This window comes from Bacillus sp. F9_6S_D1_P_5 (assembly GCF_054823925.1).
The window spans coordinates 194,732-219,972 of record NZ_JBTREW010000008.1 but is presented as its reverse complement, the minus strand read 5'-3'; the positions used below and the strand labels follow the sequence as shown (position 1 = coordinate 219,972).

The following is a 25,241-nucleotide window of genomic DNA, read 5'->3' as shown; positions in this document are numbered from 1 at the left end:
ATCTCTCCTTTTCCTCTTTTTTATCAGTGTTGACACATAAAAAGAGGTTCAGACACAAAAATAGGCTGTGGAGAAGACTTTCTCCACAGCCTGAATAAAAAAGAGTACGTTACGTACTCTTTTTTATTAGGTTATATTCCATCTTGAATAGATTTTTTTACAATTTCCCACGTGTCTTGTTTTTTTATCTTTATAGCTACATTAGTTCCGGTAGATTCCTTATAAAAGATATATCCATTGTTTTCGTTCACATATGTCAATGGCTCGCCAATGCAATCTCGCGAACAAGATGTATTAATTAACTCGATTAATGATAGTTCGCTCGGATCGGTTTTACTTGTATCTATAATAGTATCTATGTCTGTTTTACGATAACCTTGTAAATTCACATGGAAATTCTGTTCAATTTCACCTGTAATACTAGTATTCATTACTTCAACAGAATGTTTCTTTTCTTGAAGAAATCCGTTCTCATAAAGTAATTTTGTATATCCAAGCCATCCAATTAAAACTAGCATAATAAACATACTAAATATTTTAAGAGTTCGAAGCCGTTTACTAACAATCGTTTCTGAGTATTTCATTCATTTTAATCCTCCATTGTTTTTAATTTAAAGTATGCCTAGATACATACTTTTAGAAGATGGATAGAACTTAACGAATTCTGGATTCAAAAAAGAAAGCATCCGAAGTTAGATGCTTTCTTTTTTGCGTATTTTTCACTATCTGTTCGTTACTTGTTTCATTAGTGGTCTAATTTCTTTAACAGGTGGTTTTTTATCATAGGTATCAACGTAAGAGAAATAATAATTTAAGTTTCTGAGAAGACCTTTTCCTATTTTAGCGCTTAAGAATGGAAATACTTGTCCAGTATAATCGTCGAGAGATTTACAGTAATATTTTTCATCTAAATAGATACTGTATTTACATGTTAGTTCTACTAATGAGTTACCTTCATCATCAATTACTTCCTTAGAATCAATAATGTCTATTAATGCGAATTTTTCATTTAGATAAACTTTTTTCTTTTTCTCGTGTTTATTTGTAAGTATAAATACGAGACCAATGGCATTAATCAAAAGATTTCCTCCTATAAAAAACGGATATTAATAAAATATATCGATATACGTTAAATGTAAAGAGGAGTGGTGAAATTTCATTGATACAAAGTTTAATAAGCCGATTTGTTTTTTCAAATCGGCTTATTATTATTGAAACACTTGCGGGAATTGTTTTACGATTGCGTTTGTTATCATATCAGCCATTTCTAATGCTTCTTTTTCAATTTTATCGTATAGTTTCACGCTTGCTTCGAAATCTTTATTTAGGAAGGCAAGTGCTTCTGCTTTTGTTAATGCTAAATGTTCATAAAACATTTTTCTAAATTCTTCTTTTTCTATATAGGGGTTGATGCTAGTAAGAAATGCCACAATTTCATCACCGTTAGCGTACCATTTTTTCTCTATAGCAGCAGTTGCATTTTGATCACCAGCTTTAGCGGCTTTAACAAGATCCGCAGCAATAACTAAGTGGTCTTTAATTAGTGCACTATATTTTTTTACAGCATCCTCACCATAGAATGGTTCAAGTGATAGTCCCATATGTGTTGCATTTTGAAGAAGACGCCCAACTGTAACGTTAACGTCTGGTAAATTAAAGACAATACTTATAATAGCTAATCTCGTCCAAGCGACATGTTGTTCCCATAAAGAACGCATATAACCTTTTAAAAAGTTCTCGTTTTTACTAATTCGGTAATTACGTACAGATGTATCAAAGTGTACATAGGGATTATGATAGGGGGAGTAATACGATTGCCAATAAGTATACATAAACAGTAACACTCCTTTGAACATGTATAACTCAAAGTATGATGGGAATTTATTTTTAGTTACGTGTCCTAAATTAATTTCAGAAATTGATATGGAAAAAGATGAAAAATTTTGTTGTGGTATATATAAATAAAATGAATTTAAAAATAAACAAGGCTCTGCAAGGGAAGTTGCAGAGCCTCAAAAGGGTATTGCCGAGATGTCGGACTCGACTAAATAATGTTATCATAAAATTCTATTAAAAAAACCTGGTAAATGTGTCCAAATGAAAGTTGGTCTTTAATAAAGTCAAAGGGATCCGCTTCCCGCAGCAGATCCCATTAACTAGATAATGTTGATGAGCAAAAACTCATCTGGAGTACTTTTATAGTAACAAGTGAAAATCGTTTTGTGTATTGAGAAAAAAAGAATTGAATAATTAAATGTTAAGAATTTATATTTAACCTTTTGTAATTATCACCATTTGTGGTGAATGGAGTATGGTTATAAAATGTAGAAAAGATTTACAATTATATTTAAAAGTGTACTAAAATATATAATAATCAAAAAAGACCTGCTTATATAAGCAGGTTAACTTAAGGAGTTTATCCAACAGAATATTTCATATGATATCAATTGTATTGTAGTAAGTCTATAAGGTTTATATTGAGAAAATTATTATGAATGATATATTTGGCACACGTATTAACGTTTAAAAAGTTGAGAAAGAAAATGAAAAAGTTTCCTATAAGAAAATAATGGCTGGTATTTATAATATGATTCATATTTCCACGCATCATGATTCGAGAATTGGAGTGGATTCGGTACTGTTTTCTGCTTGATGGAACTAATATTCTGCTGCTTCATATAGTAACCTCCTGAATTCATATGTATAAGATTAGTAGTATTCAAGGGGATTGAATAAAATGTGTATTTATTTTGAAATTCGTTTTAGTTGCTAATTAGCCTCTAAAATGAAAAGAAGCATAAAATAATGAAAAAGCAAGCTGATAGTCATGTAATGATTACTTTCAAGTCACATAAGTGATGATATAATAGTAGTAGATGAAAGATAAAGAAAAGCAGGTGACTCTTTTTTGTTTACAAAAGCACAAGAACTTTTAGCGTCTTACTTCGGTTATTCGTCATTCCGAAGAGGACAAGATGAAACAATTAAAAATGTATTAGATGGAAAAGATACAGTTTGTATTATGCCTACGGGCGGTGGTAAGTCAATTTGTTATCAAATTCCCGCATTAGTATTCGAAGGAACGACATTAGTTATTTCACCTTTGATTTCACTTATGAAAGACCAAGTAGATACATTAGTACAAAACGGTATTTCAGCTACTTATATTAATAGTTCTATTTCTATTGCAGAAGCGAATCAACGAATTCAATTAGCGAAACAAGGCCATTATAAGTTACTTTATGTAGCGCCTGAGCGTCTTGATTCAATGGAGTTTGTTGACCAACTTATCGATATGAAAATCCCGATGATTGCAATTGATGAGGCGCACTGTATTTCGCAGTGGGGACATGATTTCCGTCCGAGTTATTTACATATACACCGCATATTAGATTATCTTCCAGAGAAGCCGCTCGTATTAGCATTAACTGCTACGGCAACACCACAAGTTCGTGAAGATATTTGCAACACGCTTGGAATTAATCAAGAAAATACGATTATGACAACGTTTGAGCGCGAGAACTTATCATTTTCTGTTATTAAAGGACAAGACCGTCATGCATATTTAGCGGATTATATTCGTCAAAATCAAAAAGAATCTGGGATTATATATGCAGCTACTAGAAAAGTAGTTGATCAATTATATGAGGATTTAATGAAAGCGGGAGTTTCTGTTTCAAAATATCATGCTGGTATGAGTGATAACGATAGAAATGAGCAGCAAGAACTCTTTTTACGTGACGAAGTGAGTGTAATGGTAGCGACATCTGCATTCGGAATGGGTATTGATAAATCGAATATTCGTTACGTTATCCATTATCAACTGCCAAAAAACATGGAAAGTTATTACCAAGAAGCAGGACGTGCAGGACGTGACGGTTTAGATAGTGCATGTATATTGCTATATTCTTCTCAAGATGTGCAAGTACAGCGGTTTTTAATTGACCAATCGACAGGAGAATCTCGTTTTTCAAATGAACTTGAAAAACTGCAAAATATGACTGACTACTGTCATACAGAACAATGTTTACAATCATTTATTTTGCAATACTTTGGAGAAGAGCCGAAAGAAGATTGTGGCCGCTGCGGTAATTGTACGGACGACCGCGAAAGTATCGATGTGACGAGAGAATCACAAATGGTTCTATCTTGTATGATTAGGACGAACCAACGATTTGGAAAACAAATGATTGCACAAGTGTTAACTGGTTCGAAAAATAAGAAAGTTATTGAATTTAATTTTCATACTTTACCAACATACGGCTTACTATCAAATCGTAGTGTAAAAGAAGTTAGTGAATTTATTGAGTTTTTAATTTCAGATGAGTTAATCGCAGTTGAACATGGTACGTATCCGACATTAAAAGTAACAGAAAAAGGGAAAGAAGTGTTACTTGGTAAAGAGAATGTTTTACGTAAAGAACGAGTAGAGACGAGACAAATTGTTCAAGATCATCCTTTATTTGAAGTACTTCGCGAAGTACGTAAAGAAATTGCGCAAGGAGAAGGTGTACCTCCATTCGTTATTTTCTCTGACCAAACGTTGAAAGATATGTGCGCGAAAATGCCGCAAAGTGACTCTGAACTCTTAACTGTAAAAGGGATTGGCGAACATAAACTTGTGAAGTATGGTTCGCACTTTTTACAAGCAGTTCAGCACTTTATTGAGGAAAACCCAAACTATGCTGAAACAGTTAAGACAGAAGTGGTGACAGAGCGGAAAAAGTCAGGGAAAGCTTCAGCAAATTCTCATTTGGAAACGTATGAAATGTATAAACAAGGCATAGATCTAGATGAAATTGCGAAAGAACGTGGCTTATCAAGACAAACGATTGAAAATCATTTAATTCGTTGTTTTGAAGATGGAATGGAAGTAGATTGGAACAGTTTTGTTCCTTCAGAATATGAATCATTGATTGAAGCTGCTGTGCAAAATGCAGAGGGTGGTTTGAAATCGATTAAGGAACAACTTCCAAATGAAGTGAGTTACTTTATAATTCGTGCTTATTTACAAATTAGAAAGTAGAGACATATAAAGGGGATAGGGATATATGTATCACGTTTTCGTGTATGGCACGTTAAGAAAAGAGCAAACGAATGCTCATTTTATACAAGGTGCAATATGCATTGCAGACGGGGCATGGATGTATGGCAAATTATTTGATACAGACGAAGGGTATCCGGCGATGATTTGTTCAAATAAGGATAAAGTATATGGAGAAGTTTATGAAGTGAATGATGATGTACTGCAAAAATTAGATGAACTGGAAGAATACACAGGTAATGCAGAGAGTGATTTATATGACCGAATTACCGAAACGATTTATTTAGGCGATAGGGAAATACGTGCATTTGTGTATGTCGCTCAAGATAAAGAAATGCTAAAGAAAGTTATCATTTCTGGTGATTGGGTGAAGTATCAACAAGGACAATAAAGGCAGCCATAGAAACAGATAGTGGGAACATCCATTATCTGTTTTTTTGTTTTAGTACTTTAAAAATTCAAATTTTTTAGATAAAATGTAAATATAGGGAAATCAAAAGGAGGATTTTTCATGGGTATCAGAAATTTAGTTTCTCACCTGTAGCAGAAAAATAATATACAGGAGGAGAATATTAATGAACGAAGTAAATGTAAAAGAATTTTATAAAAAACAATTTGAACTACTAAGCTATGATGTAAATAATGAAAATTGGTTACAGGAAGTTGCTAAAGAAGTTCAAGAACAAGTTGGATATACATTTCAGTCGATGTTAGAGCTAGGAGCAGGAAATGGTGGATTTGCAAGAGCGATGTCTAATTTGAATGTAAAGATGACTACAGTTGAGCTAGTACGAGAGTTAGTTATGTTTGCGAAAGAACATTCTAATAATGATATTGTTATTCACTGTGCTGACTTTTATAAAATTAATTTTGAAGAAAAGTTTGATGTCGTTACTTATTTGGACGGATTTGGTGTAGGAACGGATGCAGAACAATTATTTTTATTAAAACGCATACATAGTTGGTTGAAAGATGATGGGTGTGCACTTATTGATATTTATCAACCTTTATATTGGGAAAAAGCAAATGGACAAGAAATGCCGATTTATTCTGCAATGCGAAAATATGAATATGATAGTGAAAATGCTAGAATGCTGGACCATTGGTGGGAAACGGGTTCTTCAAATGATATTGTGACACAATCTTTACGTTGCTATACTATAGATGAGATTAATAATTTATGTGCAGAGGCTCGTTTCAGTATAGTTGGGATTTTCCCAGGAGGGGCGTATGACTTTGAAGAGAGAAAATATAAAGAGCAAGCGTCATTAAATGAATGTTTATCATATCGTATAAAAGTAAAAAAGAGTAAGGATTAATTCCTTACTCTTTTTTACTTTTATAGTGTGAATAATTGACTATCTCTCGTATTTAATTGTCGTTCTTTTTTTATTCTTATGGATCTTAGTACGATCCCAATTCCAAGAAATATAATAGTAGCAACAACTCCGCTAATAGGGTTTAACCAAAAATCACTGCTGTTGGTAAGTGTAATAATACCTGTTATTGTAACTAAAACGGTAGGAACGGCATCTTCAATTGCATGCATGATTACGCATGGCCACACTGATTTTGTAAGTCTATATATTTCGACATACATAATAGACCAACAAACCATAAGTATACAGCCTGATAAAAGCATATTTAACCTTGAAATGGATTCGAAATACTCATTTGGTAAAAAGACTATATAATAAGCAGCATGCCAAAGAGCCCAAATTAAACCAGAAACTAAATAAAGTAGCCAATCGTTTAACTTTAATTCAATAAGCTTTGGGGTTAAATAACCACGCCAAGAGAACTCTTCGAAAATATTTTTAATAAAATTACCTATAGTAGACATGAGTATGAGTGAGCATAATGAGGACATCTCAAAGTTAGATATGTTAACGACTCCGAAAAATAGAGCTAAGCTTATAGTTATTAGTGTAACGAATGGATAAATAATTATTGCTACGAAATACCATTTAAAGCTTCCTTTTAAATTTGGTTTGATACCAAAATCATGCCAATCTCGGCTAAGAACTCTAAGTAATATGCTGACGAAGAAAGGAAGTATAAGCCATAAGCCCATACCTAAAGAATTTCCTTCAGGCTGATCTGTTAGAAGAGAATCAAGAAATACACCGATCCAACCACTTGCTAGCACAATTAACACAAAAATAATTAAATGTAACTTTACATGCTTTCTATTGGTTGTAGTCATTTCGTATAAACTCCTTTTTATTTTTGGTATTTACTTATTGACACTTCTCATTATTTTACAAGTGAAAGGAGGAAATCGATAGAAAGGTAGATGAGAGTTTATTAAGTTAGTGTACAAATGCTATCAATAGAAATTAATAGCATTTGTACGCATTATTTCATTATATGTAAAGTGTTGTAATTTAGAGGTTTTTTATTCTTATAATGTAAAAATAACGAAAAGATTTCAAAATTAGAAAGATGAAAAGTGAGTTTTTTCGGAAAATTTAAATTGAAACTATTGACTTTATAAATGGATTTTTAATACAATTATATTTCGACTGAAAAATTAGAACGGACAGGAGGGAATCATCAAATGAACAACATTTTTGAAGAAGAGTTACAAAGGATGAAAGATACATTAAGTACGATGGATGATCAATTAGAACAGCTCGAAAACATTCCGGTTTATTATGGAGATGATTTTAAAGAACAAATTCTAGAAAGTATGAGAGAATCTAATAGGCAAAATTTACGTATTGGTGTACAAGAACCGTACTTTGGAAGATTAGATTTTCAGGAGGATGGCAAGGAAGATGTGATGCCGATTTACATCGGTAAAGTAGGTGTTTCACATAAAGATACAATGAAACCAATTGTAATTGATTGGCGGGCACCTGTCGCAAGTATGTTTTATTCATTTACCGGTGGAGATGAATTAGCGTTTTATCAATCACCAGACGGATTAGTAGAAGGTGATGTGTATTTAAAGCGAAACATCTCTATTCGAAAAAGAGAACTAGAACGTGTTGTTGATACATATGTAAAAGGAAATGAAGATGTCTCTCATGCCGATGATTTTCTTCTATATCGATTAGGTGAGAATAAAGATAATAAACTAAAGGATATTGTTTCGACGATACAATCGGAGCAAAATGATATTATTCGTGCGGAAAGAAACTTACCACTACTTATTCAAGGGGTTGCAGGGAGCGGAAAAACAACAATCGCTTTACATCGCCTTGCTTTTTTAATTTATGAATATCGTGAGCAGCTAGAAGCTGAGAGAATGATTGTATTCGCTCCAAATAGTCTGTTTTTAGATTATATTTCGAGTGTACTTCCTGAATTAGGTGTAGGGAATATTAGTCAAACAACATTTCCAGATTGGGCATTACGAACGTTAGATGATTCGGTGAAACTAAAGCAGACAGAAGAAAAATTGAAAGAAGCGTTTTCTATTAATCGTGACGAAGAAACGGTTATGCTCGGTAAATTGAAAGGTACACTGGAATTTAAGTCCTTTATTGAAGAGAGAATGGTTCAATTTGAAAAAGAATTAGTACCAACAAGTGATTTTGAAGCATGGGACAAAGCTATTATTCCAGTGAAAGACATAAAAAAATGGATGCAAGTGGAATATAAACATTATCCATTAAAGAAAAGAAGAGAAAGATTAGTCGGCCGAATGAAGCGCTGGATTGAAATTGAACTGAAAAAGTATGGAGAAACAAACGAGAAGAAATTACTAAAAAAAGAAGCGACAAAGAGATTGAACACTTATATGAAGTTTTGGCCGAAAATGAGCTCACTTTCAATTTATAGTTCAATATTGAAAAGTAAAGAAATATTCGAAGTATTACCTGAAGAACTTGTGAAAGAAACTGAAAAGAGTTGTCGTAAAAAAGAAGTGTATGTAGAAGATTTACCAGCTTTAATTTACATACATCACCGCATAACAGGTATTGAAATCGGACAGAAATTCCATCACGTCGTTATTGATGAAGCGCAAGATTTCTCGCCATTCCAAGTTTATGTATTAAAAGAAATTACACTAGGTAATTCTTTCACTATATTAGGTGATTTATCTCAAGCAATTTATGATTATCAAGGAATTGAAGATTGGGGTGCTTTTAAGGAAGTATTCCAAGAAACAGGTTATTATGAACTGACGAGAAGTTATCGCTCTACAAAAGAAATTATTGAATTTGCGAACGAGATTATTAAAAATGCAGAAATTCCAGTTGGGCTCGCAACACCAGTTTTTCGTAGTGGTGAAGATGTTAAAGTAATCCATACAGAAGATCAATTTAATGAGATTATGAAGACGTTAAAGCATCTACAAAATGAAGATGTGAAAACAATTGCGGTAATAGGAAGAACAGACGATGAATGCCGCGATATATATGAGAAATTAACAAATGCAGGACTGGCTGTAAACGTCATAGAAGCAGATCAAAGTAAATATGAAGGTGGTATTTCAGTAGTACCTGTATACTTGGCGAAAGGGTTAGAATTTGATGCGGTTCTACTAATTGACGTTGATGAAGAACATTACAAAAATACGAAACACGATGCGAAGTTATTGTACGTCGGATGTACAAGGTCGCTTCATGATTTATGGATTTTCCATAGCGGAGAAGCATCGCCTTTAATTAAAGGATTAAAATAAATAGTAAAAACAAGAGGCGTTTCTAAAAAACAAAAGGAAGAACCTCTTGTTTTTCTATATAAAGACATGGAGAGAAAATAACTATGATTACAAAGGTAATAACAAAAAGAAATTGGGAAATCGCAAAGATAAATGGAGAAATTAATGAAGCTTCACTAAAAGAAGAGGGATTTATTCATTGTTCATTTTTAGAACAAGCTGTAAAAGTTGCTGAAAAACATTTTAGTCATGAAGAAGATGTTTTATTACTGACAATTGATCCATCCTTAATAAAAGCAGAAATAAAATATGAACTGGCTTCTAATGGTCAAGAATATCCGCATGTATATGGCGTAATTCATATTGAGGCAATTGTAGATGTTACCTCATTGCCATCGAGATAAAATTTTATAAAATACCCCAGAACGAAATTTTATGTTACTTGTAACAAAAAAGCTCATTTTTTCGTTTTGGGGAGCAATTAATCTTTTTACCTGATTTGAAATTAAAAATATAAACCTTTGCCTACTGGCTGAACAGTTTCTAGCACAGTATCAACCATTTCCTCATTAATTAGTGTTCTTATGATCCAAGCTGAGAGATCTTTAGCAGCAAAACAACCAGCAGCAGTCGAGATATTTCCTTCGTTTACGAAACTTTGTTCAATAACATCTACATCAAATTCTTTAAGCTGTTCTACTACGGATGGATATGTAGTTGCTTTTTTTCCAGTTAACAATTTTTTAGCTCCTAGTAGTAGTGACCCAGAACACATAGATCCTATTAATTGTTTTTGAGGATCTACATGAATGCTATTTATATACTCTTGATTTTTATATAAATCTTGTACACCCTTACCACTTGCAAATATTACAGCGTCAGCATTAGGGATATCAGATATACTTCCTGTCATGGGAATACGTAAGCCGGAAATGGATATATGAGTTTTTTTCGTTCCTAATAGTTGGACATTCCAATCAGAAATACCACCAACTAAACGTACACGATTTAATAAATCCCACGGTAGAAAAACATCTATATCAGTAAAGTTATCGAAACAGACTATTGCAATTTTTATTTTCCTCACCCCGTAATTATAATATTTAAAACATTATAATTATAACAATTTCAACTGGCGGTATCGAGAATAAAATTTTTAATAAATGGGTATCGTTCCATCGCATCAAGTTAAAAAAATGTTCAGTAAAATGAAAAAACGCTATTGTTTTGTAGAAATATACAGGAAGGGTAACGTTTTTGATAAGGTTTCATCGATTTCTGAAGAATTACAGCAACACATGCCTGAAGTAGTTAGCTAAAAAGCACAAATTATATAGTTTGTGCTTTTTTGTTATCTATTTTTTGGTAAATAATTATTGTTTTTATCACAACAATACTGTACGATACATAGTATAAAACACATACTGTATGACATATAGTAATGAAAACGAGGTGAGTGAATGGATGCTTTATTAAATTCGTTAATTACTGAACTAAGAAGAGGGACATTAACATTAGCGGTTTTAAGCCAGTTAAGAACACCACAGTATGGGTATTCACTTGTCCAATTATTGGAGCAATCAGGGATTACAATCGATCAAAGTACGTTATATCCACTACTTCGACGATTAGAAAAGCAGGAGCTAGTGACGAGTAGTTGGGATAAAACGGAGAGTAGACCGCGTAAGTATTATGTTTTAAGTGAATACGGATTAGAGATATTTTTGCAGTTGAAAAAGGAATGGATAAAGGATTCGAAAGAACTTTATAACTTATTAAAGGAGGAGGACAAGAATGAATTTGATTGATATTTACGTCGAGGAAGTAGCGAAGAGATTACCTGAAAAAAATCGTGAGGATATTATTCTTGAACTACGGTCAACAATCGAGGATATGTTACCTGATGATTATAATGAAGATGATGAAATAAGAGTTCTTGAAAAATTGGGGAGTCCAGTTTCGTTGGCAAATGGGTACTTGGATAGGCCAATGCATTTAATTGGACCACGTTATTTTGATGTATATACGACATTATTAAAAATGATCATACCGATTGCAGCTGTTATCGCACTCATTGCAATGGTCGCAGAAAATTTTGTAGGATATGATGGTGAGCAAGCGGTATTAAATGTAATTTTAAATGTGATAGGTAAAGGAATTGGGGAAATTATCGAAGTAGGCCTCCATGTATTTTTCTGGTTGACACTTGTGTTTGCAATTTTAGAAAGAACTGATAAAGACAAAGGTACTCAACCTTTGACGACAAGTTTAAAAAAATGGACGCCTGATGATTTGAAAAATACTTCGTATGTTCCAAAGAAAAAATCGATTTCAAAGTTCGAAGTATTTGGCGGGTTAATGTGGACGGCAATATGGGCAACACTTTACTTTTATGCGAACCATCTTGTAGGTGTATATAATGCTACGGAAAGCGGATTGAAGTTTGTCGCGCCAACTTTTAATCAAGATGTGTTACTTCAGTATTGGCCAATCGTTGTAATTGTGATTGTGTTTGAAATAGGTATATCTCTTTATAAGTTAGTACAAGGACAATGGACGAAAAAGTTGGCAATCGGGAATGCTATTCTTCAAATAGTTGGAACAATAGTATTCATTGTAATTGTAGTTAATCCGCACTTATTTAATGAAGGATTTATTACGTATGTGGCAAATGTGTTTACTACTTCTCCAGAGGAATTTAAAAATTGGTTAATTGGTGGCGGTATTATCATTTACATTTTATCTGCTGCGTTAAATATATTTGATGGTTTCCGAAAAGCTCGTATTCGTATGTAGGAGTGAAATTAGAGGAAAGGAAGAAAGTGATGATAAGGGAAGCAAGGAAACAAGATGTAACATACATTTTAGATATTTATAATGATGCTATATTGTATACAACGGCCGTATATACGTATAAACCTGTAACCCTTGAAAATAGAATAGACTGGTATGAACAAAAAAAGGCTGAAGGTTATCCAATTTTAGTATATGAACTAGATAATAAAATAGTAGGATTTGCGACATTTGGTCCGTTTAGAGCTTGGCCTGCCTATAAATATTCAATTGAGCATTCTGTGTACGTTCATAAGAGATATAGAAAGAATGGGATAGGAACTTCTTTAATGAAAGCATTGATTACTATGGCAAAAGAAAGGGAATATATGACCTTAATTGCTGGAATTGATGCAGAAAATGAGAAAAGTATTGCCTTACATGAAAACTATGGATTTGTTCATGCAGGGACAATAAAAAAGGCTGGTTATAAGTTTAATAGGTGGTTAGATTTAGCTTTTTATCAATTGGAGCTTAATGGTCCTAAAAAGCCTACGGAAGAATAGATAATTGAACTTTGCTTAATATTTAATTTAGAAAGATAGCATGGGAAAATTTCATGCTATCTTTTTTATTGTATGCATAAATATCATGTAACAAAAAAGGTTTTTTATATTCGATATCGAAATTTAAGAATGTGATAAAACAATATAAAAAGAGGTACGAATATGCAGACTGTCATTGAAAAAATAAAAGAAATACAATCTGGTCAAGTTGGAGTAATTGTGTATTCGACAAAATATGAAAATATAATTGCCTCCTATAATAATGAACTGCATGTCTCTTTAGCATCAGCAGCAAAAGTGGCAATTGGATTTACAGTAGCAAACATGGTAAAAGAGAAACAAATTAGTTGGGATCATATACTTCACCAAATTAAATTTGATCCGAAAGAAGATAGTGCACAATTATATCCGCATGTGCAAGGGAGAGATACATTATCACTTAGTAAAGCAGTTGAAGTGATGATAGCGTGTCATGACAGTTTTATTGCAAAGTCGATTGTCTAGAGATGAACAAAATGTTGGAGAGTTAAATGAAATACATTCCCTTTTAGTGCAAATTTTTCGAGGGTATAAAACTGAGCCAAAATTATGGGAACCAATAATAAATGGAATGGTAAGGCAGCAAGGAGAATATGAGGGCATACCGCACAATCATTTAGCCCATATGACAGGTGGATTGCCAAAAGCTATAATAAATATTGGTATACTAGGAGTATTTAATGAATTTCCGCTTCTTTATGTTATTGGGGGGGAAGATTTACCGAATCGAAGTGAAAATAAAGAAATAGATGAAGTTTTTGCAGTAGCATTGAAATATATATATATGAAGAATATAGTAAAAGCATGTAAGGGGTGAGTGATTGAAACGACACTTAAAAACTTCAACAATAATCATATTAATCTTAACAATTATTGCTTTGGAAGTTGGAATCGCGATTTACGATCATAATTTGTCATTAGATACAGTTTACTTTGCAGCGATTCTGATTTGTATAGTATTACTTTTTGGTACACGTATTTCTAAAGAGAAAGAAAATACATCGAAACAGAGCCGAAGAAAAACAATTCTTATATTTTGGCCATCTATTATATTGTCTATCGCTTGTTTTGCAGTTATAAGTTACATAAGAATAGGTTATGTTTCTGTACCAGGTATAATTGGTTTTTCATGCGTTGTTACTTATGGTGGATTCGTATTTATTAGCATACTAAAAAAGAAAAAAAGGTAGCTTACTTAGTTGAAAGGAAGAAAATATATGAAACAAATAGAGAATGGTACTCGCGCTGAAGGAGAATACATAAAAAATAAAGTAATTCAATATAACATGTCTATTTTAACAGATGAAGTAAAACAGCCGATGGAACAAGTAAGTTTTGTAGTGAAAGATGAGAATGGGAAAATCTTTGGCGGGGTAACAGGAACGATGTATTTTTATCATCTTCATATTGATTTTTTATGGGTTGATGAATCGGCTCGTCATGATGGTTATGGTAGTCAGCTGTTACATAAAATCGAAGATATTGCGAAGGAAAAAGGTTGTAGATTAATATTATTAGATTCATTTAGTTTTCAAGCGCCAGAATTTTATAAAAAGCATGGCTATCGAGAATACGGTGTTGTTGAAGATCATCCTAAAGGACATAGTCAACACTTTTTAGAGAAAAGATTATAGGAATCGTCTTCCTGCTCTACAAGAAAAGTGGATTTTAAAAGCATCACCAACAAGGTGATGCTTTTTTAGTTTATAGTAACTAAGCAATTTGATGCAATGGTGGGAAAGAAAATTACGATTCGTATAACAATAATTTTCTTTTTTTATGGAAATGGGTTACTGTCTTTGTAGAAGACAATTGTCGTATTTACTATATGAGCTCACAATAACTGTTGAATTTTTAGAAGGGGAAGAGCAAGAAGACGAGCTCTGAATATAATAATGATAAAGGAGGTGTTATGCAATGGGTTATATTGTAGATATTTCGAAATGGAACGGTAACATTAATTGGGATGTAGCAGCTCCACAACTAGATTTCGTAATCGCTAGAGTACAGGATGGTTCAAATTATGTAGACCCTTTATATAAAGATTACGCCCAAGCAATGAAAACTAGAAATATTCCTTTCGGTAACTATGCATTTTGCCGCTTTATTTCAATTGCTGATGCGAAGAAGGAAGCACAAGATTTCTGGAATCGTGGTGATAAGAGAGCTACAGTTTGGGTTGCTGATGTAGAAGTGAAAACAATGGATGATATGAAAGCTGGTACACAAGCATTTATCGATGAATTACGCCGACTAGGTGCTAAAAAAGTTGGATTATATGTAGGACATCATATGTATGGACCTTTCGGTATGGCAAACGTAAAAAGTGATTTTGTATGGATTCCTAGATATGGCGGTAATAGACCAGCATATCCTTGTGATATTTGGCAATACACTGAGACAGGTAATGTACCGGGGATTGGTAAATGTGATTTAAACCAATTGATAGGAAATAAGCCACTTTCTTGGTTTACTGAATCGGTACCAAAACAAGAAAATATACAAGCACAAGTTTCTAAACAAAATATCATTCAAACTGGAGCCTTTTCACCTTATGAAACTCCAGATGTTATGGGAGCGTTAACTTCTTTAAAAATGACTGCTACTTTCATTTTACAATCAGATGGCTTAACGTATTTTATTTCCGATCCAACTAGCGATGCACAATTAAACGGTATGAAAGGTTGGCTTGATCGGAAAGGCTGGTGGTATGAAGTTAAATAATAAACAATAACTAGCTTATGTGTGCAAAAAAAAGAGCCATCCAACAGGAGGGCTCTTTTTTCTATTCAAATAGCTTATTCATTAAATCTTGGATTTCACGTCTTCTTTTATCTGTTTCGTTCTTATCAATTGTATACGTATCATCCTCGATTATAAGAACATCACCTTCTTTTGCAGTAGAGGGGAGTTTGGATTTAGGAACATCAATTGTTACGTCATTTATTTCAATAACTGCTAGTTCGCCTTCAAAACGGTCAATAATACCTCTTTTCATAATTATCTCTCCGTTCTTACAGAAATGTTTGAACCATCACTATTAATAATTACAGTTCCATTTAAATCAGTTCTATATACATTAACAGACATTGCATTTAACTTTGATAAAGTTTCCTGTGTAGGATGACCATAGCGGTTACCTGCACCAGCACTGATCACAGCGATACTTGGTTTCACTGCATCTAAAAATGACTGAGAAGAAGATGTCTTACTTCCATGGTGACCAGGTTTTAATACATCAGATTTTAAGCTAAAACCATGTGTTGCAACCATATCTTTCTCACTTTTAGATTCAGCATCACCAGTAAATAAGAAAGATTTGCTTCCATGTGTTACTTTTAATACAGCACTCCACTCATTTAGATCGTTACCGTATTCTTTCACGGGAGCTAAAAATTGTGAGTTTAAACCGTTGATTGGTAAAGTTACTCCAGATTTTGCTTCTTTAATTGTTAATCCTTTGTTAGCTACTGCAGTTAGGAAGTCCTTAAACGTTTGAGTTGTATGACTTACTTTAGGTGCATATACGTTTTTTACATTCATAGCATAAAGTACTTCATCTAATCCACCTACATGATCAGCATCAGGGTGAGTAGCGATCATATAATCAATAGATTGGTATCCTAATCCTTTTAGATAATTTGCTACTACTTTACCTTTTCCGTTGTTACCAGCGTCAATAAGGATGGTTTCTCCACTTGGGGGTTTAATAAAAGTAGCATCACCTTGTCCGACATCAATATAATGAACCTCTAAGTTTCCTTTAGGCTTAGGAAGAGCTGGACGGAAATTTGATTCTAAAACACGAGCTAAGAATGCAGCGAATTGCTCACGAGTTACTTTTACATCTGGACCAAATGTACCGTCAGGAAATCCAGCAGTGATATTATTTTGAGCTAAAATTTTGACATAATTGTAACCCCAGTGATTAGATGGAACATCAGGGAAATTCACGTCGGCACCTGTCGGTTTCAAATCAAAAGTTTTAACAAGAACCACTGCCATTTCTGCACGTGATAATGAGCGATCCGGGAAGTAATTTGTTTCACGTTGTACAATGTTGTTGTGTGCTAACTTATGTACAGAATCGTAATAATAGATACCTTTAGTTACATCAGAAAAAATATGATTAAAATTAGATGGCTTTTCTAATTTTAATGATAAATCTAGCATTAAGGCCATTTGCCCACGCGTTACATTATCACTTGGCTTAAAATATCCTTCTGGCGTACCATTAATAATACCTTTATCCGATAAATAATTAATTTCATTAATTGCCCAATGATTAGATTGAACATCAGGAAAAGCTTTAGCACTTGTAAAATTAGGGATGCATAACGATAAAATTATGACAAATGCTGTTAGTAATAAACTAAACTTTTTCAAAAAATCGCCTCACTTTGTGTATTTTTTACCTAATTAACTTTACCAGTTCTTGAAAGAAATTCAAGTTTTAATAGTTAAATAGTATATGAGAAATGTTTTTGGTATTTTATTCACTAGTTTTGTTTTATTCTGTATATTTAATATAAGGAATGTGAAAGGGAGGAGTAACGATTGCGAATGTAATATTGATATTATAAATTAATCCTATGAAGGATTTAATAACAGGTTGAATTCTATAGTTTTATATTGAGGGAAGAAAAATAGGACAAAATAAATATAATGAGCAATTTGATGGGGGAAAGAAAATGTACACATAAAAATTGCAACATGAACAACCAATATGCGTAGAAAAAATAAAAAAGCTTTATGACTCTGTCGGTTGGTGGCCAGAAAGGAAAGAAATCGATATTCAAAAAATGTTAAATAATAGTATAGCGATTGGTGTATGGGAAGAGAATGAATTAATCGGATTTGCTAGAGTCGTTTCTGACGGTGTTTTTCGAGCGTACATAGAAGATGTTGTTGTACATGAAAGTGTAAGAAATAAAGGCATTGGAGAGAAAATGCTTACAATATTACTTCAAGAAATATCTCACGTTCATATTGTTAGTCTATTTTGCGGAGAGAAATTAATAAAGTTTTACGGCGAACAGCAATTTCAAGCAACAAAGCAAATTGTAATGCATCGTAATCAAATCGTGAAAGAATAAGAGGTGCCAATTAAAATGGATGCAACTAGAACATATTGTTTATCAAAAAGAAAAGCGACTGAAGATTCTCCTGATGGTTGGAATGCAACATGTATGAGGCTTAATAATAAAATATTTGCGATAATAAACCATGAAGAAGGAGAAAAAGCTGCGATTACATTAAAATGTGATCCAGAACTCACACTAAGATTAAGAGAAGAGTATTCAGAGACAATCATTCCGGGATATCATATGAATAAAAAACATTGGAATACAGTGTATATACATAAAGGTGTAGAGCAGGAGCAAATTAATAAGATGATTGATTGGTCATATGACTTAGTTCTACATTCATTTTCAAAGAAAAAGCAGCAAGAGTTATTAGATTAGTATGTATAAGGGGTGGATGATTTGAAAGACAGGGTCAAAGTTACATATGATAAATTAGCGAGTACATATAAAGAAAACCTAGATGTGGCCAATCCATATAACAGCTATTACGAAAGGCCAGCGATGATGGAGGTGATTCCAAAGAATTTAGAGGGGAAGAGTATATTAGATGCTGGATGTGCAGCTGGGTGGTATACTTCTCAATTTGTAGAAAGAGGAGCAAACGTTACTGCAATTGACGTAAGTTCTGAAATGGTGAAATATGCAAAGGAAAGTACGGGCAATAAAGCAACGTTTCTTTGTCATGATTTGCAAGAAGTATTACCATTTGAAGATAATGCTTTTGATGTTATTGTAAGTTCATTAACGCTGCATTACTTAGAAGATTGGAATAAAGTATTTCAGGAGTTTCATCGAGTATTGAAGCCAGGTGGTGAATTTATTTACTCCATACATCATCCTTTTATGGATTTTACAAAGTTTACTAGTAAAAATTATTTCGAAAAACATTTATTGGTAGATACTTGGGTTAAACCAAATATTACAATAGAAGTTAGCTTTTTTAGAAGGTCACTCCAAGACATAATTAATGAAACAACAAATTATTTTGTAATAGAAAAAATGGTGGAACCGAGGCCAGTTGAAAAGATGAGAGAAGTAAACGAAAAATCATATCATTACCTAAATACAAGTCCACATTTTCTTATTATAAAAGCCATTAAAAAATAGGTAGTAAAAGAATTATATTTTACTACCTATTTACAATTTCAAATTACATATTAGGAGATTTTGTAATGAAAACGAAACGAAATAGATTATTATATGCCCTATTTACTATAGTTATAATTATTTTAGGTCTTTGTTCTAGAAAATTTGCATTTGCTTTACCTCATTTACTAAATGAGTACTTAGGCGATGCTTTATGGGCACTCATGATTTTTACAGGGTTCGGATTTTTATTTCCTAAAATAGAAACGAAGAGAGTCGCTTTTATTAGTTTGTTATTTTGCTACGGGATTGAAGTGAGCCAATTGTATCATGCTGAATGGATAGATAGCATTCGTGCAACGAATTTAGGTGGACTCGTATTAGGTTACGGATTTTTGTGGAGTGATATAGTGGCTTATACAATTGGTGTTGGGATTGGAATGTTTTGTGAGTTTATGTTACGAAAAAAATAAAAGATTTAAAAAGGGGTATTTATGAAAAAAATAATATTAATAGGTTCTGGTGGTTCAGGAAAATCTACATTAGCGAGGCAGTTAGGTAATAAATTAAATATTAAAGTGCATCATCTTGATGCGTTATTTTGGAAACCGAATTGGGAAGGTGTACCGAAAGAAGAGCAAAGAAAGGTTCAAAATGAATTAGTTAAAGAAGATGAGTGGATTATTGATGGGAATTATGGCGGGACAATGGACATAAGAATTAACGCAGCTGATACAATTATCTTTCTTGATATTCATAGAACGATATGTGTTTATCGTGCTTTTAAAAGGATTGTACAATATCGGAATAAAACAAGACCGGATATGGGTGCTGGATGTGAAGAAAGGTTTGACTTGCAATTTTTTAAATGGATATGGCAATATCCTAAAACGAAACGCCCTTCAATTTTAAAGAGGCTAAATCAATTAAGAAAGGATAAAGATATTATTATTTTAAAATCTCCAAATGAAGTAAGACTATTTTTGGAGAAGTACGATAACGTAAATAGTTAGATTGTAAAAAGAAGTCAAATAGGGGGAGCATTGAATAGATTCATTGGCTCCATTGATTCTAATATGGTGAAAATTCCAGCAGGAAAAGTAGAATTAAGAGATAATCGAATAAAAAACAATTGCAAGTTCTAATAAAACCATTTCTTCTTGCAAAATATGTTGTAACGATGAAATTATATGATGCGATTGCGGATAATAAACCAAGTTTATTGAAAGATAAAAATAAACCAATTGTAAATATCTTATGGAATGATGCTATTATGTTTTGTAATGTACTTTCAAAAAAAGCGGGATTAATAGAATATTATTCTATTAGTGATGGTGGTCAAATTGTTAGTTGTAATTTAGATTCAAATGGCTACCGATTACCTTCAGAAGTAGAGTGGCAATATGCATGTAAAGCAGGAACTACTGGATACATATATGGGGGACTGAAAGAGATTGCTTCGTATAATGAAAATTCAGATGGACGTATTCAGGAGGTTGGAAAAAAGAACCGAATGCATGGTGCTTGTATGATGTTTTAGGAAATTTTCGGTAATGACGCTAAGATTTGTATGATGAGAAGGTATATGGATCGTACCGGATTTTTCGTGGTGGTAGCTGGGCTGAAGCAGCTAGAGGTTGTAGTGCAACTTGTCGTCGCCGTAGTCACCCTACATTTCATATAGATGACCTTGGATTTAGGTTTGCTAGGTCCATTTGGAAGAATAAGACCAAATACCTATAGTCCTAATGGCAACATAGAAAAGATTTAAATTAAGGAGTGTTTAAAGTGGCACGTGTTTTATTCATTAATACTGGATCAGAAGGTCATATAAATCCAACGTTGCAAGTTGTAGAAGAATTAATTTCACGCGGGGAAAAGGTAGTTTATTTTTCGATCGAATCTTTTAGAGAGCGTATTGAAAAAACAGGTGCTACTGTACGAACAATTGACGAGCAAAAGTTTATAAAAGCTTTCCTTTCTGGTGGTCGAAATTATTTACCAGAGAGAATAAATGGTCTTTTACATACGGCAGATGTTATTATACCAAATATTCTTGAACAAATTGAAGGGGAACATTTTGATTACATCATTCATGATTCAATGTTTGGGTGCGGTCGTTTAATTGCTCAAATTCTAAAGCTTCCAGCAATAAATTCTTGTACATCTTTTGCGCAGGATGAAAAATCATTTGAACAAATGTTAGATCACTTGTCTAAAAATATCCCAGTGGAAGTTCAGGGTAAGATACATAATGATTTTGAAAGATTAACTAAGGGAATTGCGGAAAAATATAGTGTTGAAATAAACTCACCGTATGAAGTTTTCTGTAATCCAGCGCCACTTACTATAGTGTATACAATTAAGGAGTTTCAACCTTTTGGAGATATGTTTGATGAAACATTTAAGTTTGTTGGTCCATCCATCCCTGCACAAGTAAAAGATGAAGAGTTTGATTTTACTACAATTGAAGAAAAAAGCCCGATTTACATTTCACTAGGCACTGTTTTTAATGAAGCACTTGATTTTTATAAACTTTGTTTTAAAGCGTTCGAGAATAGTAATCATACAATTGTGATGTCTATCGGTAATAAAACGAAAATAAGTGATTTAGGTGAAATTCCTAAAAACTTCATTGTAAAAAACTATGTAGCACAAACAAAATTACTTACATATACAAAGTTATTTATTTCACACGGTGGGATGAACAGTACACATGAAGGACTATATAATGGGATTCCGCTCATTGTAATTCCGCAAAGTGCAGATCAGCCAGTAATCGCAAAGCAAGTGGAGAATCTCGGAGCTGGGGTTAAATTGTCTATGAAAGAATTAACTGTGGAACAACTTCGTGAAAGTGTAGAACTTGTATTAAATAATCCTTCATTCAAAGAAGTTGCTTTGAATTTGAAGGAGTCTTTCCAAAAGTCTGATGGATATAAGCAAGCTGCTGATGAGATTTTTACATTTATAGGTCAGTAATAAATAGAAAATTATTCATGAGAAGAGTGTCTATATGAAATGATATAGACACTCTTCTTTTATATGAAACGGAGAATTCATTGCTTTGAAATGTTAAATATTCTGTGTTCTAAATTCGGACCATAGTTTTACGTGTTACTAATGCTTTCATCATTTCTGCACAACTTCTGCACATACTTTGATGATTTCTATGTCATGATATATTCATCAAGTGAAATATTTCACAAGAAATGAAATATATTTTCACTGCGGTGTATGCATAATGAACACATACATCGATACAAGATTGTCTCTTGTTATTCTTTTACATCGAAGCCCACATTACACTACAAAGTATAACAAGAAGGGGACAGGAACATGAATAATCGATTATTAAAACAACTACAAAACATGAAAATGAACAAAAAAAGTCTAGGAGCTGTTGCATTAACAGCTGGAATTATTGGCACGACACTTATTCCTCAAAACGCATACGCGCACGGTTTTGTTGAAAAGCCTAGCAGCCGATCTGCTTTATGTAGTCCAACTTATGGTGCACTAAATGTAAACTGCGGAAGTGTTATGTATGAACCACAAAGTTTAGAAGCTCCAAAAGGGTTCCCGCAAGCTGGCCCAGTTGACGGGCAAATTGCTTCTGCAGGTGGTAAATTTGGTGGTATTTTAGATCAACAAACAGCAAATCGTTGGTTTAAAAATACAATGACAGGCGGGGAAAATACATTTACTTGGAAGTATACAGTGCCTCACTTAACGAGCAAATGGCATTATTATATTACTAAAAAAGGATGGGATCCAAATAAAGCGCTCACAAGAGCAGATTTAGAACCAATTGGAACTGTACAACATGATGGCTCTGCAGCCTCAAATCATTTAACTCACAAAATTAATGTGCCTACTGATAGAAGTGGGTATCATGTAATTTTAGCAGTATGGGATGTAGCTGATACAGCAAATGCATTCTATAATGTAATTGATGTTAATCTTATTAATGATGTGAAACCGGACATCGAAGCTCCAAGTATTCCAAATGGAATTCAGGCACAAAAAGTAACAGCGAATAGTATAGAACTAGCATGGAACGCTTCTACGGATAATGTAGGGGTGAAAGGGTATCAAATCTTTCGTAACGGAGAGATGATTGATACAGTACCAGGAACTCATTTTATTGATAAAAAATTACAACCAAGTACAGAATACTCTTATACTGTAAAAGCAATTGACGTAGCTGGAAATGTATCGAAAGAAAGTGCAGCGCTTACAGTAAAAACAACAGTTGAGACTCCTGATACAGAAGCACCAACACAACCAAAAGGGTTACATAGTATGGGAACGACGGCGTCAAGTGTAGATTTAATGTGGAGTCCTTCTGACGATAATATTGGTGTAGACCATTACGATATTTATAGAGAAACAGAAGGATTATTGAAAAAAATTGCAACATCCAATACGACTTCTTATATGGATAAAAATTTACTTCCTAATACTACTTATAAATATGTAGTGAAAGCTGTTGATGTAGCTGGAAATGAATCTGTACAGAGTGATATATTCACAATTACTACAAAAACTGAAAGCGCTTCATATGAAGAGTGGGATGCAAAGAAAGCATATGAAAAGGGAGATAGAGTTCTACACGAGGGAAAAGTATATGAAGCAGTCCAGAGTTATCAAGGAAATGGGGATCCAAACTGGATTTATGCCTTATCATTATGGAAAACAGTGTAAGCTTTACATAGATATGAACTAAAAGATGATGGGCTTTGATGCAAAAGAAAATCTTGAGAATTCATTTTTCTATTTATAAAAAAGGGTAGTATATAAATTCATATACTACCCTTTTTATTATGATAATGCTTTCGTCATAAGAACGTGCGGAATACCATCTTCCATAAATACATCAGAAGAAGTTTGATAATCTAATTTTTTATAAAATCCTTCAGCTTGTGTTTGACCGTGTAGATTTACTTTTGTTGCTTCTTTGTTACGAGCAATTTCTTCTAGCGCTTTGATTATTACTTTTCCTAATCCGTATTTACGATAGTCTTTTAAAATACAGATGCGTTCTAATTTTCCTGCACCGTCAACAAATCGTATACGACCTGTACCTACAGGAAGATCGTTATAATAAACTAAAATGTGTTTACATTTCTCACTGATTTCATCGAATGTATCGAATTCATCTTCAAGAGGGACATTTTGTTCTTTTATAAATACTTCTTTTCTAATATGAAAGGCAGTTTCTAAATCTGTAAGTTCTGTTATGATTTTAGAGTGCAAATTGTTCAGTCCTTTCTAGTGTGATGTGCTTTTGTTTTCATAGTATATCATAATAATACGTAATTAAGAGAAAATATAAAAAGCTGACTGTAAGAGTCAGCTTTCATTATAATTCCTTTATCCCATTTTTTGTTCCAACAATCGCCTTGCTAGTCATATGAACAAACAATCCTGTTTCAACTACGCCTGTAATCATTTTTAATTGCGTGTGTAAATTGGCAGGATTCGTTATGTTATGAGGGAATACGCAATCGATAATGATGTTATTGTTATCGGTAATAAACGTTTCATTATTTTTTAAACGTAACGTTGTTTGACAACCTAAAGATTGAATTTTCCTTTCGGTTTGTTTCCATGAAAAAGGTATAATTTCAACAGGTAATGGGAAAGTACCTAAATGCGTTACGAGTTTCGATTCATCAGCAATGATAATTAGTTCTTTAGAGGAGGAGGCAACGATTTTTTCACGAAGTAATGCGCCACCACCGCCTTTTATTAGTTGTAAATTTAAATTAATTTCATCGGCCCCATCAATTGTGATATCGAGTATTTCAATTTCGTTTAAGGAGATTAATGGAATAGATAGTTGTTTAGCTAATGCTTCCGTTTCTTTTGACGTTGGTACAGCTTGAAATGATAATCCTTCTTTTACACGCTCACCTAATTTTTGTATCGTCCAATATACAGTAGAACCTGTACCTAGCCCAACTGTCATTCCATCTTTTACAAAGTTAGCGGCATATTCACCTGCGAGTTGTTTTAAATGTAACATA

At 33.1% G+C, this 25,241-nt stretch carries 28 protein-coding genes and 2 pseudogenes; 20 read left to right on the top strand and 10 right to left on the bottom strand.

Annotated features, from left to right (window positions below; all coding sequences use genetic code 11):
* Positions 1-131: 131 nt before the first annotated feature.
* From ACUXEY_RS12580 to ACUXEY_RS12565, 4 genes are all read right to left on the bottom strand, one after another.
* Entirely contained in the window at positions 132-584 is a 453-nt protein-coding gene (locus ACUXEY_RS12580; protein ID WP_166703758.1) for a hypothetical protein, read from the bottom strand.
* Positions 585-722: 138 nt separating this feature from the next.
* Entirely contained in the window at positions 723-1,079 is a 357-nt protein-coding gene (locus ACUXEY_RS12575) for a cytoplasmic protein (RefSeq protein ID WP_461300834.1), read from the bottom strand.
* A gap of 129 nt (positions 1,080-1,208) precedes the next feature.
* Positions 1,209-1,832, bottom strand: a complete 624-nt coding sequence (locus ACUXEY_RS12570; protein WP_461300833.1) for an acetylglutamate kinase — start codon at positions 1,830-1,832, stop codon at positions 1,209-1,211.
* A 684-nt stretch (positions 1,833-2,516) separates the two neighbouring features.
* On the bottom strand, positions 2,517-2,678 hold the full coding sequence (locus tag ACUXEY_RS12565; RefSeq protein ID WP_166703760.1) for a hypothetical protein: 162 nt from the start codon (positions 2,676-2,678) through the stop codon (positions 2,517-2,519).
* 230 nt (positions 2,679-2,908) lie between these two features.
* Between ACUXEY_RS12565 and recQ the strand changes: the two genes are divergently transcribed.
* From recQ to ACUXEY_RS12550, 3 genes are all read left to right on the top strand, one after another.
* Positions 2,909-5,026 (top strand): DNA helicase RecQ, encoded by a 2,118-nt coding sequence (recQ, locus tag ACUXEY_RS12560; RefSeq protein WP_461300832.1) that lies wholly within the window; start codon positions 2,909-2,911, stop codon positions 5,024-5,026.
* 25 nt (positions 5,027-5,051) lie between these two features.
* Entirely contained in the window at positions 5,052-5,435 is a 384-nt protein-coding gene (locus ACUXEY_RS12555; protein WP_166703762.1) for a gamma-glutamylcyclotransferase family protein, read from the top strand.
* A gap of 184 nt (positions 5,436-5,619) precedes the next feature.
* Entirely contained in the window at positions 5,620-6,363 is a 744-nt protein-coding gene (locus tag ACUXEY_RS12550) for a class I SAM-dependent methyltransferase (protein ID WP_461300831.1), read from the top strand.
* A gap of 20 nt (positions 6,364-6,383) precedes the next feature.
* Here the strand turns inward: ACUXEY_RS12550 and ACUXEY_RS12545 are convergent, their stop codons facing one another.
* Positions 6,384-7,250, bottom strand: coding sequence for a CPBP family glutamic-type intramembrane protease (locus tag ACUXEY_RS12545; RefSeq protein ID WP_429603506.1), 867 nt, complete (start codon positions 7,248-7,250; stop codon positions 6,384-6,386).
* 354 nt (positions 7,251-7,604) lie between these two features.
* Between ACUXEY_RS12545 and ACUXEY_RS12540 the strand changes: the two genes are divergently transcribed.
* Positions 7,605-9,680, top strand: a complete 2,076-nt coding sequence (locus ACUXEY_RS12540) for a HelD family protein (RefSeq protein ID WP_461300830.1) — start codon at positions 7,605-7,607, stop codon at positions 9,678-9,680.
* 83 nt (positions 9,681-9,763) lie between these two features.
* Positions 9,764-10,063: a DUF952 domain-containing protein gene (locus ACUXEY_RS12535; protein ID WP_144611617.1), complete on the top strand. Its 300-nt coding sequence runs from the start codon at positions 9,764-9,766 to the stop codon at positions 10,061-10,063.
* A gap of 101 nt (positions 10,064-10,164) precedes the next feature.
* Here ACUXEY_RS12535 and ACUXEY_RS12530 read toward each other — a convergent pair whose 3' ends face one another.
* Complete coding sequence (locus tag ACUXEY_RS12530; RefSeq protein WP_166703916.1) at positions 10,165-10,737, bottom strand: DJ-1/PfpI family protein; 573 nt, start codon at positions 10,735-10,737, stop codon at positions 10,165-10,167.
* Between the two features lie 382 nt (positions 10,738-11,119).
* On the opposite strand from ACUXEY_RS12530, the gene ACUXEY_RS12525 reads away from it, so the two are divergent.
* The 7 genes and pseudogenes from ACUXEY_RS12525 to ACUXEY_RS12495 all read left to right on the top strand — a co-directional run bounded on the left by ACUXEY_RS12525 (position 11,120) and on the right by ACUXEY_RS12495 (position 15,760).
* A complete protein-coding gene (locus ACUXEY_RS12525; RefSeq protein ID WP_061679735.1) occupies positions 11,120-11,467 on the top strand; it encodes a PadR family transcriptional regulator in 348 nt (115 codons plus the stop codon).
* Positions 11,454-12,455 carry an HAAS signaling domain-containing protein gene (locus tag ACUXEY_RS12520; protein WP_461300829.1) on the top strand — a complete coding sequence of 334 codons (1,002 nt, stop codon included), beginning with the start codon at positions 11,454-11,456 and terminating at the stop codon, positions 12,453-12,455. The genes ACUXEY_RS12525 and ACUXEY_RS12520 overlap by 14 nt, the downstream gene beginning before the upstream one ends.
* Before the next feature lie 29 nt (positions 12,456-12,484).
* Positions 12,485-12,997: a GNAT family N-acetyltransferase gene (locus ACUXEY_RS12515; RefSeq protein ID WP_461300828.1), complete on the top strand. Its 513-nt coding sequence runs from the start codon at positions 12,485-12,487 to the stop codon at positions 12,995-12,997.
* 162 nt (positions 12,998-13,159) lie between these two features.
* A pseudogene (locus tag ACUXEY_RS12510) lies at positions 13,160-13,846 on the top strand (serine hydrolase).
* An 11-nt stretch (positions 13,847-13,857) separates the two neighbouring features.
* On the top strand, positions 13,858-14,226 hold the full coding sequence (locus tag ACUXEY_RS12505) for a hypothetical protein (protein ID WP_461300827.1): 369 nt from the start codon (positions 13,858-13,860) through the stop codon (positions 14,224-14,226).
* A 27-nt stretch (positions 14,227-14,253) separates the two neighbouring features.
* A complete protein-coding gene (locus ACUXEY_RS12500) occupies positions 14,254-14,670 on the top strand; it encodes a GNAT family N-acetyltransferase (protein ID WP_166703771.1) in 417 nt (138 codons plus the stop codon).
* A 283-nt stretch (positions 14,671-14,953) separates the two neighbouring features.
* Positions 14,954-15,760, top strand: coding sequence for a GH25 family lysozyme (locus ACUXEY_RS12495; RefSeq protein WP_461300826.1), 807 nt, complete (start codon positions 14,954-14,956; stop codon positions 15,758-15,760).
* Between the two features lie 61 nt (positions 15,761-15,821).
* Here the strand turns inward: ACUXEY_RS12495 and ACUXEY_RS12490 are convergent, their stop codons facing one another.
* Both ACUXEY_RS12490 and ACUXEY_RS12485 read right to left on the bottom strand, forming a co-directional pair.
* Positions 15,822-16,034, bottom strand: coding sequence for a DUF3006 domain-containing protein (locus tag ACUXEY_RS12490; protein WP_166703773.1), 213 nt, complete (start codon positions 16,032-16,034; stop codon positions 15,822-15,824).
* A gap of 2 nt (positions 16,035-16,036) precedes the next feature.
* Positions 16,037-17,422, bottom strand: coding sequence for an S-layer homology domain-containing protein (locus ACUXEY_RS12485; RefSeq protein WP_461300825.1), 1,386 nt, complete (start codon positions 17,420-17,422; stop codon positions 16,037-16,039).
* Positions 17,423-17,742: 320 nt separating this feature from the next.
* Between ACUXEY_RS12485 and ACUXEY_RS12480 the strand changes: the two genes are divergently transcribed.
* The 8 genes and pseudogenes from ACUXEY_RS12480 (at position 17,743) to ACUXEY_RS12445 (ending at position 23,916) form a co-directional block, all read left to right on the top strand.
* Positions 17,743-18,132 (top strand): GNAT family N-acetyltransferase, encoded by a 390-nt coding sequence (locus ACUXEY_RS12480; protein WP_461300824.1) that lies wholly within the window; start codon positions 17,743-17,745, stop codon positions 18,130-18,132.
* Between the two features lie 15 nt (positions 18,133-18,147).
* The gene (locus ACUXEY_RS12475; protein WP_461300823.1) at positions 18,148-18,501 is read left to right on the top strand and encodes an MmcQ/YjbR family DNA-binding protein; all 354 of its coding nucleotides are present in this window, start codon (positions 18,148-18,150) and stop codon (positions 18,499-18,501) included.
* A 21-nt stretch (positions 18,502-18,522) separates the two neighbouring features.
* Positions 18,523-19,230, top strand: coding sequence for a class I SAM-dependent methyltransferase (locus tag ACUXEY_RS12470; RefSeq protein WP_429603496.1), 708 nt, complete (start codon positions 18,523-18,525; stop codon positions 19,228-19,230).
* Between the two features lie 65 nt (positions 19,231-19,295).
* On the top strand, positions 19,296-19,682 hold the full coding sequence (locus ACUXEY_RS12465; RefSeq protein ID WP_429603495.1) for a ribosomal maturation YjgA family protein: 387 nt from the start codon (positions 19,296-19,298) through the stop codon (positions 19,680-19,682).
* Between the two features lie 21 nt (positions 19,683-19,703).
* Positions 19,704-20,222 carry a DNA topology modulation protein gene (locus ACUXEY_RS12460; RefSeq protein WP_166703779.1) on the top strand — a complete coding sequence of 173 codons (519 nt, stop codon included), beginning with the start codon at positions 19,704-19,706 and terminating at the stop codon, positions 20,220-20,222.
* 30 nt (positions 20,223-20,252) lie between these two features.
* Positions 20,253-20,952 (top strand): annotated as a pseudogene (locus ACUXEY_RS12455) (formylglycine-generating enzyme family protein).
* 45 nt (positions 20,953-20,997) lie between these two features.
* Positions 20,998-22,191 (top strand): macrolide family glycosyltransferase, encoded by a 1,194-nt coding sequence (locus tag ACUXEY_RS12450; protein ID WP_461300822.1) that lies wholly within the window; start codon positions 20,998-21,000, stop codon positions 22,189-22,191.
* 357 nt (positions 22,192-22,548) lie between these two features.
* Positions 22,549-23,916 (top strand): lytic polysaccharide monooxygenase, encoded by a 1,368-nt coding sequence (locus tag ACUXEY_RS12445; protein WP_461300821.1) that lies wholly within the window; start codon positions 22,549-22,551, stop codon positions 23,914-23,916.
* A gap of 117 nt (positions 23,917-24,033) precedes the next feature.
* On the opposite strand, the gene ACUXEY_RS12440 is transcribed toward ACUXEY_RS12445, so the two are convergent.
* Positions 24,034-24,468 (bottom strand): GNAT family N-acetyltransferase, encoded by a 435-nt coding sequence (locus tag ACUXEY_RS12440; protein WP_429603492.1) that lies wholly within the window; start codon positions 24,466-24,468, stop codon positions 24,034-24,036.
* Positions 24,469-24,574: 106 nt separating this feature from the next.
* The gene (rpiA, locus tag ACUXEY_RS12435) at positions 24,575-25,240 is read right to left on the bottom strand and encodes a ribose 5-phosphate isomerase A (RefSeq protein WP_098094661.1); all 666 of its coding nucleotides are present in this window, start codon (positions 25,238-25,240) and stop codon (positions 24,575-24,577) included.
* Position 25,241 lies beyond the last annotated feature (1 nt).